Source organism: Stenotrophomonas bentonitica, assembly GCF_013185915.1.
Classification (GTDB): Bacteria; Pseudomonadota; Gammaproteobacteria; order Xanthomonadales; family Xanthomonadaceae; genus Stenotrophomonas; species Stenotrophomonas bentonitica.
Genome location: NZ_JAAZUH010000001.1, coordinates 578,280 through 591,712 on the forward strand (window position 1 = coordinate 578,280; position 13,433 = coordinate 591,712).

The 13,433-nt window shown below is 67.3% G+C and carries 13 protein-coding genes; 6 read left to right on the forward strand and 7 right to left on the reverse strand.

Annotation, left to right across the window (positions count from 1 at the left end; genetic code table 11):
• Window positions 1-40: 40 nt before the first annotated feature.
• Window positions 41-805 carry a SapC family protein gene (locus HGB51_RS02535; protein ID WP_070208249.1) on the reverse strand — a complete coding sequence of 255 codons (765 nt, stop codon included), beginning with the start codon at window positions 803-805 and terminating at the stop codon, window positions 41-43.
• Window positions 806-1,039: 234 nt separating this feature from the next.
• On the opposite strand from HGB51_RS02535, the gene HGB51_RS02540 reads away from it, so the two are divergent.
• The gene (locus HGB51_RS02540; protein WP_070208250.1) at window positions 1,040-1,747 is read left to right on the forward strand and encodes a M949_RS01915 family surface polysaccharide biosynthesis protein; all 708 of its coding nucleotides are present in this window, start codon (window positions 1,040-1,042) and stop codon (window positions 1,745-1,747) included.
• 54 nt (window positions 1,748-1,801) lie between these two features.
• Complete coding sequence (locus HGB51_RS02545) at window positions 1,802-2,104, forward strand: hypothetical protein (protein ID WP_070208251.1); 303 nt, start codon at window positions 1,802-1,804, stop codon at window positions 2,102-2,104.
• On the opposite strand, the gene lldD is transcribed toward HGB51_RS02545, so the two are convergent.
• From lldD to HGB51_RS02565, 4 genes are all read right to left on the reverse strand, one after another.
• Window positions 2,091-3,239 carry an FMN-dependent L-lactate dehydrogenase LldD gene (gene lldD / locus HGB51_RS02550; RefSeq protein ID WP_070208252.1) on the reverse strand — a complete coding sequence of 383 codons (1,149 nt, stop codon included), beginning with the start codon at window positions 3,237-3,239 and terminating at the stop codon, window positions 2,091-2,093. The genes HGB51_RS02545 and lldD overlap by 14 nt on opposite strands.
• Before the next feature lie 47 nt (window positions 3,240-3,286).
• Window positions 3,287-3,721: a VOC family protein gene (locus tag HGB51_RS02555; protein ID WP_070208253.1), complete on the reverse strand. Its 435-nt coding sequence runs from the start codon at window positions 3,719-3,721 to the stop codon at window positions 3,287-3,289.
• The gene (locus tag HGB51_RS02560; protein ID WP_070208254.1) at window positions 3,721-4,176 is read right to left on the reverse strand and encodes an MgtC/SapB family protein; all 456 of its coding nucleotides are present in this window, start codon (window positions 4,174-4,176) and stop codon (window positions 3,721-3,723) included. Before HGB51_RS02560 ends, HGB51_RS02555 begins: the two co-directional genes overlap by 1 nt.
• Window positions 4,177-4,287: 111 nt before the next feature.
• The gene (locus HGB51_RS02565; RefSeq protein ID WP_070208255.1) at window positions 4,288-5,046 is read right to left on the reverse strand and encodes an SDR family NAD(P)-dependent oxidoreductase; all 759 of its coding nucleotides are present in this window, start codon (window positions 5,044-5,046) and stop codon (window positions 4,288-4,290) included.
• Between the two features lie 162 nt (window positions 5,047-5,208).
• Here HGB51_RS02565 and HGB51_RS02570 point away from each other — a divergent pair, with 162 nt between their 5' ends.
• Window positions 5,209-6,318, forward strand: coding sequence for an alkene reductase (locus HGB51_RS02570; RefSeq protein ID WP_070208256.1), 1,110 nt, complete (start codon window positions 5,209-5,211; stop codon window positions 6,316-6,318).
• 129 nt (window positions 6,319-6,447) lie between these two features.
• Here the strand turns inward: HGB51_RS02570 and HGB51_RS02575 are convergent, their stop codons facing one another.
• Both HGB51_RS02575 and HGB51_RS02580 read right to left on the reverse strand, forming a co-directional pair.
• The gene (locus tag HGB51_RS02575) at window positions 6,448-8,340 is read right to left on the reverse strand and encodes a CocE/NonD family hydrolase (protein ID WP_070208257.1); all 1,893 of its coding nucleotides are present in this window, start codon (window positions 8,338-8,340) and stop codon (window positions 6,448-6,450) included.
• Window positions 8,341-8,449: 109 nt separating this feature from the next.
• Window positions 8,450-11,299, reverse strand: a complete 2,850-nt coding sequence (locus HGB51_RS02580; protein ID WP_171966718.1) for a beta-glucosidase — start codon at window positions 11,297-11,299, stop codon at window positions 8,450-8,452.
• 358 nt (window positions 11,300-11,657) lie between these two features.
• Here HGB51_RS02580 and HGB51_RS02585 point away from each other — a divergent pair, with 358 nt between their 5' ends.
• The 3 genes from HGB51_RS02585 (at window position 11,658) to imuA (ending at window position 13,429) form a co-directional block, all read left to right on the forward strand.
• Window positions 11,658-12,071, forward strand: coding sequence for a type II toxin-antitoxin system MqsR family toxin (locus HGB51_RS02585; RefSeq protein ID WP_084738999.1), 414 nt, complete (start codon window positions 11,658-11,660; stop codon window positions 12,069-12,071).
• Window positions 12,072-12,073: 2 nt separating this feature from the next.
• Complete coding sequence (locus HGB51_RS02590) at window positions 12,074-12,553, forward strand: type II TA system antitoxin MqsA family protein (protein WP_070208259.1); 480 nt, start codon at window positions 12,074-12,076, stop codon at window positions 12,551-12,553.
• Between the two features lie 258 nt (window positions 12,554-12,811).
• Window positions 12,812-13,429 (forward strand): translesion DNA synthesis-associated protein ImuA, encoded by a 618-nt coding sequence (imuA, locus tag HGB51_RS02595; RefSeq protein ID WP_070208260.1) that lies wholly within the window; start codon window positions 12,812-12,814, stop codon window positions 13,427-13,429.
• Window positions 13,430-13,433: the final 4 nt, after the last annotated feature.

The following is a 13,433-nucleotide window of genomic DNA, read 5'->3' on the forward strand; positions in this document are numbered from 1 at the left end:
CCCAAGGGTCGCCGTTTTTCCTTCTGCACCGCCGTTGCGATCAGGCCGCCTGGGCCTGCTCGCTCTGGCGCTGCACCAGCGCGTTGAAGCGCGCCAGCGAGCTCAGGTGGTGGTGGATCGAAGCCAGCCAGCCGTTGCGGTGCCAGGCGACGATGATGTCGTCGGGCAGCTTGGCGAACTTTTCAACGTCGACCACGTGGAAGCCGTTGACCGACATCTTCTCACCGTTGTTCAGGGTCACGTCGATGCTGCGGTCGACCAGCAGGTCCTGGGCCAGCAGCGCGGCGCTGAACTGACGGGTCTGCTCGTGTTCGCGGGTGAAGTCGGCGCAGAACTTCATGGCGTTGTCGACCAGCTCGGTCGCCTTGCCGTCGACGAACAGCGGCTCGCCTTCTTCGTTCTCGCCCTGGTTGACCTGCTCCGAATCGGCGTCCAGCGCCAGCAGGAAGTTGCCGTCTTCCTCGGACTGCATGAACACGAACGGGTAGCGGCGCAGGTAGGCCGGCGCGTAGGTGTTGTCGGCCCAGCGGCCGTCATTGACGAACAGGTTGTTGCGGGCCAGGCCCACCGCCACGATCGGCGCAGCGTCCTTGCCGGTGAACAGGATGGGGAAGTGCTGGGCGGCCATGCCGAATTCGCCGATCACCGCCGGAATGGCGTTGGTCTCGGCAGCGAAGGCCAGCGAACCCGGACGCAGGCGCCAGTTGGCGTGCTTGTCCGACTGCAGCGGCAGCGGCTGGCGGTAGAACAGCGGGCCGGAAGCCTGGGTCGTTTCGGTCGGCGGAGTGGTCGTTTCAGCAGTCATGAAATTGATCGGATACGACGCGCCAGACAGCCCGGGCGCGAAAGCGGGCACCGCATTGATCGGTCACTATAGCGTGGCTGTTTGACGATTGCCTGCTGCGCCCCTGGTTCAGCGGAGTCCTACGTTTTCCGCTGCATTGCAGCAATGCCGCCCAACCGGGCCGATAACGACGTCCTGCATGGTCATCGCGGGAATCGCAGGGGATGATCGCCTGCGTTCTGCAGCAGATCTCCCATGCCCACCCGTCTTCCTGCCCCCGGCCTGATCGGCCTGCTCCGCCCTGCCCTGCTGGGCACCGCCTGCGCCGCCCTGGCCGCCTGTGACGACGCCGCGCCGTCCGCGCAGCTGCCCGGCCTGACCCTGTTGCCTGCGCAGGACGTGGCCGCCGACCCCATGCCCGGCAGCGACGACGCGCTGCGCCGCGTACACTACCGCGACCTGCATGGCGAAGGGGTGCTGGTGCTGGAACGCAGCGCGGCGGTGATCGACGACCCCGCAGGCAACGGCACGCTCGACGTGGCGATCCTGACCGCGCGGCTGTACATCCGACCAGCGCCCCGCACCGGGTGGACCAAGCAGTGGCAGCGCCAGATCCGCCAGCCCTGTGCCGGTCCGGTGCTGGAAGCGGCCTGGCTGCTGCAGCACGTGGGCGCCACCGACCTGGACGGCGACGGCCAGGCCGAGATCACCCTGGCCAGCCACACCTTCTGCGGCGGCGGCAGCGACCCGCACCAGCTGCACGTGAGCCTGATCGACGGCAGCACCAGCTACGGCATCGAGGGCGAGACCCGGCTGGACGCCACCGGCCAGGGGCGGTTCGACGGCGAACGCCACCAAAGCCCAAGCCTGGCCATGGCCCCGCCCGTGTTCGTGCAGCACCTGGACACGCTCTGGTCCGCGCTGGGCGACACCTCCACCACGCACGCCCGACAGGCCCACTGAGCGTACGCCATGCCGCAGTGGTATGGTCAGGCCTGGCCCCCGCAGGAGCGACCCATGGCACTTCGTTCGCGCAGTCTGATTACGCTGTTGACGTTGACCACCCTGTCCCTGTCAGCCTGCGCCACCGCGCCGGGCCCGCACATCACCGGCAGCGGCCAGTGCCATGCCGAACCGCTGGCCTGGGCCATCGGCAAGCCGGCCGACGAAGCCAACATGCGCGCCCTGCTCAAGCAGAGCGGCGCCGGCCTGATCGACCCGATCGGCCCGGCCACCATCACCGCCAGCGCCACCCGCGACGACCGCCTGCGCGTGTTCATCGACAAGAACAACGTGATTACCGCGGTCAAGTGCGAATGACGGAAGGCGCCAGCGAATCCTCGCTGATATCGGCCAACGTCCGCGCGCCGATCAACGTCATCGCCACCCGCATTTCCTTCGCGATCAGGTCCAGCAGGTTGGCCACGCCGGCCTCGCCGTGCGTGGCCAGCGCGTAAACGAACGCGCGTCCCAGCAGCACGCCGTCGGCACCCAGCGCCAGCATCCGCACCACGTCCAGCCCGGTGCGGATGCCTGAATCCACCAGGATCTCCACCTCGCCCTTGACCGCCGCAGCAATCGCCGGCAATGCACGCGCCGTGGACAGCACGCCGTCAAGCTGTCGCCCCCCGTGGTTGGAGACCACGATGCCATCGGCACCGAACCGCACCGCATCGCGTGCATCGTCCGGGTCCAGGATGCCCTTGATCACCATCGGCCCGCTCCAGAACTCGCGGATCCACTCCAGGTCCTTCCACGAGATCGACGGATCGAAATTGCTGCCCAGCCAGCCGATGTAGTCGGCCAGGCCGGTGGGACTGCCGCGATACGCAGAGATGTTGCCCAGGTCATGCGGCCGCCCGCGCAGGCCCACGTCCCATGCCCAGCGCGGGTGGGTCACCGCCTGCAGCATGCGCCGCATCGCTGCGTTCGGCCCGCTCATGCCCGAATGCGCGTCGCGGTAGCGCGCGCCGGGCACCGGCATGTCCACGGTGAACACGAGCGTGGTCACCCCTGCCGCCTTGGCCCGCTCCAGCGCATTACGCATGAAGCCCCGGTCCTTCAGCACGTACAGCTGGAACCACATGGGCCGCCCGATGGCCGGCGCCACTTCCTCGATCGGGCAGACCGACACCGTCGACAGCGTGAACGGGATGCCGCGGCTGGCCGCCGCACGCGCAGCCTGCACCTCGCCACGCCGCGCGAACATGCCGGTCAGTCCCACCGGGCCCAGCGCCACCGGCATCGCCATGCGCTCGCCCAGCAGCTCGGAGTCCAGGCTGAGTGCGCCCATGTCGCGCAGCACGCGCTGGCGCAGTGCGATGTCGGCCAGGTCGTCCACGTTGCGGCGCAAGGTGTGCTCGGCGTAGGCACCGCCGTCGGCATAGTGGAACAGGAACGGCGGCAGCCGGCGCTGCGCGGCAGCGCGGTAGTCGGTGGAAGCGGAAATGATCATGGGCCAACCATGGCGGATGCGAATGCAGTCCGCCCATTAGACCAAAGTCAGCCGCAGCAGGGGCTGGTCGGTCCCTTCAGCTCGATGGCGTTGCCATCGGGGTCGCGCAGGTACAGCGACAGGCCGTCGCCCTCCGCGCCCAGGTTGCTGCGCACCTGCCCATCCACGGCGATTCCCAGCTGTTCCAGGTGCGCGCGCAGCGCCGCTTCTTCGAACGGCTCGATGCGGAGGCACAGGTGCTCGAGGTTGCGGCCCTGGGCTCCTGCCGCCGGGCCTCCCCGGCTACCCAGCGCCCCGTCCACGCTGACCAGGTCGATCATCGACGCCCCGGCGTGCAGGTGGACCATGCCGAGGGTCGGGCGCTCGCGGGCTACCGTGCAGCCCAGGACATCGCAGTAGAAGGTCCGCGCACGCTCCAGATCCTGCACTCGCAGGACGACGTGGTCGATACGCAGGATCTCGAAGGGGCGTTCGCTGCTCATCATGGCTCCAGTTTCTTGGCCAGACGGCGGAACACCGTCAGCACGATCACACACAGCACGCTGACCCCGATCGCGATCACGTATTCGCCGATGCCTACCGCGATGCCGATGGCGGCGGCCATGATCAGCGAGCTGGCCGTGGTCAGCCCGCTCACTTCGTCGTCGCGGTTGCCGCGCAGGATGGTGCCGGCGGCCACGAAACCCACGCAGGCCACCACGGCTTCAATCAGACGGACGGGGTCGACCTGCAGCAGGTCGCGGTAGCGCTCCTGCTGGAAATGCTCGGCGATGCTGTCGCCCAAGCCCACGATCAGCGCGGCGGCGCCGGCGATCAGCATGTGCGTGCGCAGCCCGGCCGCGTGTTTGCCCATTTCGCGCTCGATGCCGAGCACGCCGCCGAACAGCATGGCAGCGCCGATGCGCAGCAGGATCGATAGATCTTGTTCCATTCCCATCACGTTCCAGTGGCGATGGGTGGAGCGTTGCCTGATCGTCGTGGGAATCCCGTGAAATAGGACGTGAGCACGACGTGCAGGAGCGGCGTGTCCGCTCCTGCGTCGCCGGGATTACTGGGCCAGGTAGCCGCCGTCGATGGCGTAATACGTACCCGTAGCGAACGAGGCATCGTCACTGGCCAGCCAGGCCACCAGCGCCGCCACTTCTTCTGCCTTGCCCAGCCGGCCCAGCGCATGCTTCGCTTCCAGCGCCTTCTTCACCGCCGGGTCCATCTTGTCCAGCAACGGCGTGGCGATGAAGCCCGGACCGACGGCGTTGACCCGGATATTGTCGGCGGCATGGTCCCACGCGGCCGTCTGGGTCAGCCCGACCACGCCATGCTTGGCCGCCACGTAAGCGGCCGAGTTGGCGAAACCGACCTGGCCCAGGATCGAAGCCATGTTGATGATGCTGCCGCCCTTGCCGGCCTTGCGCAGCGCCTGGATCTGCGCGCGCTGGCACAGGAACACACTGTTGAGGTTGACGTCGATCACGCGCTTCCAGCCGTCCACGGGATAGTCTCCGCTGACCGCGTTGGGGCCACCCACGCCGGCGTTGTTCACCGCGATGTCCAACCCGCCCAGCTCCTGCACGGTACGCTGCACCGCCGCTTCCACGGCGGCTTCGTCAGTGACATCCAGCGCGATGCCGATGGCCTTCACGCCCTTGCTGCGGATCGCTTCGGCGGTCTTCTGCACCGCGTCGTCCTTCAGGTCCCACACCGCGACGGCCGCGCCGGAGTCGGTGAGCAGCTCGGCCACGGCCAGGCCGATGCCGGAGACGCCACCGGTGACGATGGCGACCTTGCCCTTCAGCTGATAATCGATCATTGCGTTTACCTCTGCTTGGATTCGATCCCACCTTACGCCTGCAAAACGTTACACAACGTGCACGGGAGTCCCCGCAACAATCCTTCCCATCGCTGCAACGCACGTGCCCCTATGCTGGGTGTCTTACCTCCTGCGCGACTTCCCTTCCCCCAAGGCATGCACATGACAGAGTCCAACGACGCAACGTTGTTCACCCCCACCCGGCTTGGCGCGATCGAGGTTGCCAACCGCATCGCGATGGCACCGCTGACCCGCAACCGCGCCATCGAAGGCCGCGTGCCGACTCCGCTGGCGATCCAGTACTACCAGCAGCGCGCCAGCGCCGGGCTGATCATTGCCGAAGCCACCCAGATCAGTCCGTTGGGCCAGGGCTATCTGGATACGCCCGGCATCTACAGCCAGGCGCAGATCGACGCGTGGCGCAAGGTGACCGACGCGGTGCATGCCGAGGGCGGCCGCATCGTGCTGCAGCTGTGGCATGTGGGCCGTGTGTCGCACACCAGCCTGCTGCCGGAAGGCGAAGTGCCGGTGGCGCCCAGCGCGATCCGCGCCAACGCCAAGACCTTCACCGCCAACGGTTTTGAAGATGTTTCCGCGCCGCGCGCCCTGCGCCTGGAGGAAATTCCCGGGGTGGTCCAGAACTACCGCCAGGCCGCACGCAATGCACTCACCGCCGGCTTCGACGGGGTCGAGGTGCATGCCGCCAACGGGTATCTGATCGACCAGTTCCTGCGCGACGGCAGCAATCATCGCACCGACGAGTACGGCGGCAGCATCGAGAACCGCACCCGTCTGCTCGAAGAAGTGGTGCGTGCGGTGGTCGCGGAAATCGGCGCGGAACGTACCGGCGTGCGCCTGTCGCCGACCACCCCGGCCAGCGACGCGTACGACTCCAATCCGCAGCCGCTGTTCGAGCGTGCAGTGGAGCGCCTGGATGCGATTGGCGACCTGGCCTTCATCCACGTCATCGAAGGCGCCACCGGCGGTCCGCGCGACAACATTCCGTTCGACTACGCCGCGCTGCGCGCGAAGTTCCGCGGGCCGTGGATCGCCAACAATGGATACGACAAGGCCAGCGCCGAAGCGGCGATTGCCAGCGGTTACGCCGACATGATCGCCTTCGGCCGGGCCTTCATCGCCAACCCGGACCTGGTGGAGCGCCTGCGCAATGACGTTCCGTTGTCGGAGTTCAATCCGGACACCCTGTATGGCGGTGGAGCCGAGGGGTATATCGATTACCCGAGCGTGTCGGGGTCCAACGTGGCCGAATGATTGCGAACGGTGGCAGATCGCGAGGGACACGCATGGCGTGTCTCTACGCGGTCGATCCATCCGCAATGACGGGGTGAACGCGTAGGGACACGCCATGCGTGTCCTCGCGGTGCCGGCCCCACCCGTGTATCAATACACCGGCAACGAAATGAAACTCGCCTGCTGCGGTGCATGCCACACCTGCTGGGTCGCCTTCTGGTAATCGCCCGGCTTGGCCAGGTAGATGTTGGGCACGAAGGTCTGCGGGTTGCGGTCGTACAGCGGGAACAGCGTCGACTGCACCTGCACCATCACCCGGTGGCCGGGCTGGAATACGTGGTTCGCAGTGGGCAGGCCGAACTTGTAATCCAGCACCTGGTTCGAGGCGATCGCCTTCGGGTCGCTGAAGCTCTCGCGGTAGCGCCCACGGAAGATCGCCATCGACACCGCCAGCTCATAGCCGCCCATTTCCGGCGTCGACGGCACCTGGTCCGGATACACGTCGATCAGCTTCACCACCCAGTCGCTGTCGCTGCCGCTGGTGGACGCCTGCAGGTTCACCTGCGGCGCGCCGCCGATGCGCAGCGGTTCGGTCAGCGGCTCGCTGACGAAGGTGAGCACGTCCGGGCGACCATCGACGAAGCGCTGGTCCTTGACCAGCCAGCTGGTCCACATGTCGCGGTCGGCGAAGCGCACCGGGCGCGGCACGAACGGCACCGGCTTGGCCGGGTCGGAGACGTACGCGTCATGGGTCGCCTCGCCCGCCTGCGGCGCCTCGAACGAGAGCTTGCCGCCCGCGCGCAGGTACAGCGGCTTGGTCTGCGCAGCCGTACGCGGCCACTGCTGCAGGCGGTCCCAGTGGTTCTCGCCGGTGTTGTAGATCAGCACCGGCGGGGTATCGGCCTTGGCCGCGCCGTCGACCAGGTACTGGTCGAAGAACGGCTTGAGCACGTCGCGGCGGAACTGCAGCGCGGTGTCGCCGTCGAACTTCAGTGCGCCCAGGTTGGCGCCGTCATAGTTCACCTGGCTGTGGCGCCACGGGCCCATCACCAGGTAGTTGAGGGTATTGCCGGTGTCGCGCGGCTCCATCGCCGCATAGCTGTGCACCGCGCCCCACATGTCTTCCTGGTCCCACAGGCCCTGCAGCCACATGGTCGGCACCTTCAGCGGGGTGCTGGCCATGCGCTTGTCCAGCGCCTGTTCCTGCCAGAACGCGTCGTAGGACGGGTGTTCCACCAGCTTGTGCCACCACGGCAGCTGGTCGATGCCGTTGGCCTTGGCATAGTCGCCGGCCGAACCGGCACGCAGGAAGGTGGTGTAGTCGTCGTAGCCGACGCTGGGAATGGACGGGCCCTTGCCGCGCTTGGCCAGCTGGCCGGTGAAGTAACCGAAGTTGACCTGCCGGAACGCGCCGTAGTTGAGCCAGTCGTCGCCCATCCAGCCGTCGATCATCGGGCTCTGCGGCGCGGCCACCTTCAATGCGGGATGCGGGTCGGTCAGCGCCATCACCACGGTGAAGCCTTCATACGACGAGCCGAGCATGCCGACCTTGCCGTTGCTTAACGGCACATGCTTGACCAGCCAGTCGATGGTGTCCCACGCATCGGTGGCGTGGTCGACCTTGGTGCCATTGAGCGGACCGCGCAGCGGCCGGGTCATCACGTAGTCGCCTTCGGAGCCGTGCTTGCCGCGGATGTCCTGGAACACGCGGATGTAGCCGGCGTCGACGAACACTTCGTCGCCCTGCGGCAGGATGTCGCGCATGTGCGGCGAATCCATGCGCTTGGCCCGGTTGGCGGCGTCGTAGGGGGTGCGGGTGAGCAGCATCGGCGCGTTGTTGGCACCCTTGGGCACCACGATCACCGTATACAGCCTGGTGCCGTCGCGCATCGGCACCATGACCTCGCGCTTGTCGTAGTCGAAGCCCGCAGTCGGGGTCACGAATCCCTTGGCTGGAATGTCCGGCGTCATCGGCGCGGTCTGCGCCGACACGCTGGCGGCAATCATCAGGCTCAACAGCACAGGCACGACACGAACACGCATGGCTCTCTCCGGGAAGGTGATGGCGACTACCTTCAAAGCCTAGCGCTGTTCGCCCGCGGCGCCTATGTGTCGTAGGTTGGCCGCGAACGAACAGATCCTGCAAAGAGACTTAACGCACCACACCCCCACTCAACACCACCGGCACGCGCTGCAGCGGCTGGCTAGCCGAGCGCGAAAGCTGCAGCTCATACCGCCCTTCGGCAATCTTCCACTGCTTGTCGACCGTATCGAAGCTGGCCATCGCCTTCGGTTCGGCCTCGATCCGGATCCGGCGCGACTCGCCCGGCTCCAGCATGACCTTCTGGAAGCCGATCAGGCGGATCGGCGTGGTGCTGCCTTCCGGCAGCTTCAGGTACAGCTGGGCCACGTCCGCACCGGCCACCTTGCCGGTGTTGCGGATGTCGACCGTGGCCACCAGCCGCTGCCCCATCGCCGTGTAGGTCAGGTTGTCGTACTGGAACTGCGTGTACGACAGGCCGTGGCCGAACGGGAACTGCGGCACCAGGCCCTTGGCCGCGAACCACTTGTAGCCCACGTTGGCGCCTTCGATGTCGTAATCGATGGTGTCGTCCGGCTTGTTCTTCGGGTTGAAGCCCAGCCCGTTCACATGCGGGCGCGGCAGCTGCGAGGCGTCCACCGGCCAGGTCACCGGCAGGCGGCCGGACGGATTGACCTTGCCGGTCAGCAGCGCGGCAATCGCCTCGCCACCGCGGATGCCCGGGTACCACGCCTGCATCACCGCCGGCACCTGCTGCAGCCACGGCAGCTCGACCGGGCCGTTGGTTTCCAGCACCACCACCGTCTTCGGGTTGGCCTTGGCCACGCCCGCGATCAGCGCGTCCTGGTTGTCCGGCAGCTGCATGTGCGGCAGGTCCACCGACTCGGCCGACCACTGCGTGGCGAACACGATGGCCACGTCCGCCGCCGCAGCAGCGCGCGCCGCCGCTGCCACGTCACGGCCGTCCACGTAGGTGATGGTCGCGTCCGGGCGCTCGGCGCGCAGCGCCTCCAGCGGCGAGGACGGATGGAAGATCACCGGGCCCGGCCAGGTGGTCGGCAGCACGCCCGGCACTGCATTGGTGCCGCGGGCAGTGAACCCCACGTGCGACGAACCGCCGCCACCGATCACGCCCTTGTCCGCGTGCCCGCCGATGATCACGATGCGCTGCACGTCCTTGCCCAGCGGCAGCAGGTCGCCGGCATTGCGCAGCAGCACGCTGCCCTCTTCCACCGTGCGCTGCGCGGCGGCGAAACCAGCCGCGACGTCGATCGGCACGTGCTGCGGCGGCAGGTCGAAATTGCCGTGCGCGAACATCGTGCGCAGGATCCGCGCGACCATGTCGTCCAGGCGCGCCTGCGGCACCGTGCCACCGGCCACGGCCAGGCGCAGCGGCTGGTCGAAATACACCGCCTTGTCGAACACTTCGCCGGCCGACTGCTGGTCCAGCCCGGCCAGCGCCGCCTTGGAGCCGCTGTGCACGCCGCCCCAGTCGGACATCACGAAACCGGGGAACTTCCATTCCTGCTTGAGCACCTGGTTCATCAGGTAATCGTGCTCGCAGCCGTAGGTGCCGTTGATGCGGTTGTACGAACACATCACCGAACCGGGCTTGCCGGCGTCCATTGCGATCTCGAACGCCAGCAGGTCCGACTCGCGCATCGCCTGCTCGCCGATCTCGGCGCTGTGGAAGTTGCGCGAGGTTTCCATGTCGTTGAGCGCGAAGTGCTTCATCGTCGAAATCACGTGCTGGCTCTGCACGCCACGGATCGACTCGCCCACCAGGCGCCCGGCCAGCACCGGGTCTTCGCCGGCGTATTCGAAGTTGCGGCCGTTGCGCGGGTCGCGCTGCAGATTGACGCTGCCGGCCAGCAGGATGTTGAAGCGCTGCTGCCAGGCCTCACGGCCCATGGTGGCGCCACCGGTGTAGGCGATCTGCGGGTTCCAGCTCGAGGCGGTGGACGGCCCCGACGGCATCGCCGTTGCAATGTCACCCTTGCGGATGCCGCCCGGGTTGGTCACGCCCACGCCGGCGTCGGCCGACTGCTGCGCCGGAATGCCCAGGCGCGGCACGCCGGGCACGAAACCGGCCGAGCCCACTGCGCCTTCCGGCAGCGGCCCACCGTCCTTGCCCAGCCCGAAGTAGCTGTGCAGCATCTGGAACTTCTCGTCCACGGTCATCTTAGCCACCAGCGCCTTGGCGCGGGCATCGGCGTTCAGCGTGGTGTCCATCCACGGCGTGTCGCCGCCGGCCGGTGCGGTATAGGCCAGGGTCAGCAGCTGGCCGGACAGCGGAGCGGAGTCGGCATCGATCCGCAGCGTGACCGGCGCGCTCGTGGCAGAGGCGAAGCCGGCGCTGTAGTACTGCTGCTTCGCGTCGGCCTGCAGGCCGCCGGCATCCAGCGGCATCCCGTCCAGCGGCAGGCTGCCCAGCAGCACGGCCGGGGCGCCCAGGCGCGAGCCTTCCACCAGCGTCTTGATGCCCGGGTCCGGCGAACCGATGGCATCGTCGATCGGATTGAAGGCCCGCGTGTACATCGCTACTACATTGCGGCCGTCATTGAGCCGCAGGTAGTTCAGGCCCGGCGCTTCCACGCCCGATTCGGCCTCCACCGGCAGGCGCGACAGCACCACGCTGCCGTGCTGTTCGGCGGCGGCCGGATCGGCGCTGACGAAACGATAGGTGTAGCCGAGCTGGTCGGCCAGCGCGGCCAGCGGGTCCGGCGCCAGTGCGCTGTCGGGGGTGTCGGCGGCGCGGGTGACGTTGTCGATGGTCAGCGCATCCACGTCCAGCGCCTGCAGCTGCGCGGCCACGGCAGTGGCGTCCAGGTGCGTCGGCGCCTTTTCCAGGCGCAGCACGGTGAAGGCATCGGCGGGGGCAGCGGGGGCGGCCGAAGCGGCAGCGGAGAGCGACAAGGCGATGGCGGCCGTCAGGGCCAGGGGCTTTGTAATCGTTTTCATAAGCGGGCGAAACACCTTTGCTGACGCAGTAAATCCAGGGAGTCTTGCCGCAGAAGGGTGCAGCGCCGTAGTGGCGGGACACCGGCACGCAGGCGGCCGATATCGGAACTACACGGGTACGCCGACCACGATCAGGCCCCTCCGCCTGTCGCTACAGCCATCGCATCCGCCGGGTGCCGTGGTGGGTACCCATCCGATCAAGAGTCGTTCACCGCGTTCATCCGTGTCAACAGCGCGTTCAGGTTTCGGAACCCTTTCGTTCGCCTATCGAATCGCTGAAATCCATAGAAATGATTGTCTTGGAGGGATTGCCAATCAACCTTTAAGGTGTATATTCAATCTGCTGCGGACGTACGCGATGTCCCTTCCGCCTTCCCATCCACCCCGTTGTGGCGCGCCATCTGGATCGTTCGTTCGCAGCGACGGCGTGATCGAAAAACGAACTCCGGACTACCCACTGGCGCACGTGCAGCAGTTGGTGAGAAAGCATGGAACCGGCGTCTTTGGATTCAACGCAATTGCCGGGGTGGCTGCCATGCAGTTGCAGCCACATCAGGCAATTGCCGCGATTCTCGCGCTTCGGCCTGTGCACTTTTTCAAATCGATGACGGCCGAGAACGACGCAACCCACACCCTTTGGCAGGACGTCTACCACGGCCCCACGGAAAACGGACTCGCGTACATCAAATTCATGCTGTGGTTGCCTCCTGCTGCGCCCCGGTCCGCTGTGCCGCCTTCGCCCAAGCTCGTCATCTCATTCAAGAAACTATGACCATGACTACCAATCCCGACTACCCCACCCTCGCCCCAGGTCAATGCCCGGCGTGCGGCGCAGCAGGTACATGGGCTGCATTTGCGGGCGCGCTTCCCCTTGCAGTGGGCGCACGGGTCATCGAGGTTGCCGACCTGGTCGGCGAGCGCTGCGAACGGTGCGGCGAAGCCTTTCTGGATGATGCAAGCCAGGCCCGGTACCTGGCAGCAGCCGATGCCCTGGTGTTGCAGGCACGGCTGGAAGCGGGTGCGGAGCTGCGCCGCGTTCGCCGAAAGCTGCAGTTGAGCCAGCATGAGGCGGCGGAAATCACCGGGGGTGGCCCGAATGCGTTTTCGCGCTATGAAACGGGCAAGGCCCAGCCGGTGGCAGCGGTGTTCAACCTGTTCCACCTGCTGGATCGTCATCCCGACCTGCTCGGGGAGATCCGCGAGGCGACTGCAACCTTTCAACCCGTGCTCAAAGTCCCCTTCAGAGGTTCCTGAAGCGGCTGGCGCGGCCATGAAAGCCCGCTACGAATTGAACCCCCGACACCGGTAGAGCCACGCCCTGCGTGGCTGCTCTCCGGTCAGGAATCATGAACGCCTGAAGGGTCCCGGACACCCGGAGAATTCATTAGTAATTCTGCTAAAACACGCTAGCATGTCGGTCTCACCCCTTGACACCGACCCTGCCTACGCTCGCTTCATGTTCAGGTTTCCCGCCCGTCTCCGCTCGCTCCTGCCCTTCCGGGAGGCACGTCCATGGCCGCTGTAAGAGCCTTGGACCAGCTGCTGGAAAGCCGCCAGGTCTGGCGCGGGCAGCCGCGGGCGGCGGTGCCGGAGGTGGCGGCCCACCCGACCGGGCACCCGGCGCTGGACAGCCGTCTGCCCGGCGGCGGCTGGCCGCCCTCGTCCCTGTCCGAGGTGCTGCTGGGCGCGCCCGGCCAAGGCGAGTTGGCATTGGTCTGGCCCACCCTGGCCCGGCTCAGCCAGCTCCAGCAGACCGTGGTGCTGGTCGCCCCGCCGCACCTGCCGCACGCACCCGGCTGGGCCGGGGCCGGGCTGGCGCTGGGCCAGTTGCAGGTGGTCCACGCCAACCCGCGCGACGCGCTGTGGGCGGCCGAACAATGCCTGCGCTCGGCTGCCTGCGCCGCCGTGCTGTGCTGGCCGCAGCAGGCCGACGACCGTGCCCTGCGCCGCCTGCAGGTGGCCGCCGAAACCGGGCAGTGCCTGGGCTTTGCCTTCCGCGACAGCCGCCAGGCGCGCAACCCCTCCCCCGCCCCCTTGCGCCTGCAGCTCGACGCCGGCCAGGTGCGGGTCCTCAAATGCCGCGGCGGCATGGCACCGGCGCAGCCGTTGCCGCTGGCCCTGGCCCATTGAGGCG

Coding starts and splice junctions, on each gene's coding strand:
- HGB51_RS02535 (WP_070208249.1), bottom strand. CDS start 805: ATGACTGCTGAAACGACCACTCCGCCGACCGAAACGACCCAGGCTTCC.
- HGB51_RS02540 (WP_070208250.1), top strand. CDS start 1,040: ATGCCCACCCGTCTTCCTGCCCCCGGCCTGATCGGCCTGCTCCGCCCT.
- HGB51_RS02545 (WP_070208251.1), top strand. CDS start 1,802: ATGGCACTTCGTTCGCGCAGTCTGATTACGCTGTTGACGTTGACCACC.
- lldD (WP_070208252.1), bottom strand. CDS start 3,239: ATGATCATTTCCGCTTCCACCGACTACCGCGCTGCCGCGCAGCGCCGG.
- HGB51_RS02555 (WP_070208253.1), bottom strand. CDS start 3,721: ATGAGCAGCGAACGCCCCTTCGAGATCCTGCGTATCGACCACGTCGTC.
- HGB51_RS02560 (WP_070208254.1), bottom strand. CDS start 4,176: ATGGGAATGGAACAAGATCTATCGATCCTGCTGCGCATCGGCGCTGCC.
- HGB51_RS02565 (WP_070208255.1), bottom strand. CDS start 5,046: ATGATCGATTATCAGCTGAAGGGCAAGGTCGCCATCGTCACCGGTGGC.
- HGB51_RS02570 (WP_070208256.1), top strand. CDS start 5,209: ATGACAGAGTCCAACGACGCAACGTTGTTCACCCCCACCCGGCTTGGC.
- HGB51_RS02575 (WP_070208257.1), bottom strand. CDS start 8,340: ATGCGTGTTCGTGTCGTGCCTGTGCTGTTGAGCCTGATGATTGCCGCC.
- HGB51_RS02580 (WP_171966718.1), bottom strand. CDS start 11,299: ATGAAAACGATTACAAAGCCCCTGGCCCTGACGGCCGCCATCGCCTTG.
- HGB51_RS02585 (WP_084738999.1), top strand. CDS start 11,658: ATGTCCCTTCCGCCTTCCCATCCACCCCGTTGTGGCGCGCCATCTGGA.
- HGB51_RS02590 (WP_070208259.1), top strand. CDS start 12,074: ATGACTACCAATCCCGACTACCCCACCCTCGCCCCAGGTCAATGCCCG.
- imuA (WP_070208260.1), top strand. CDS start 12,812: ATGGCCGCTGTAAGAGCCTTGGACCAGCTGCTGGAAAGCCGCCAGGTC.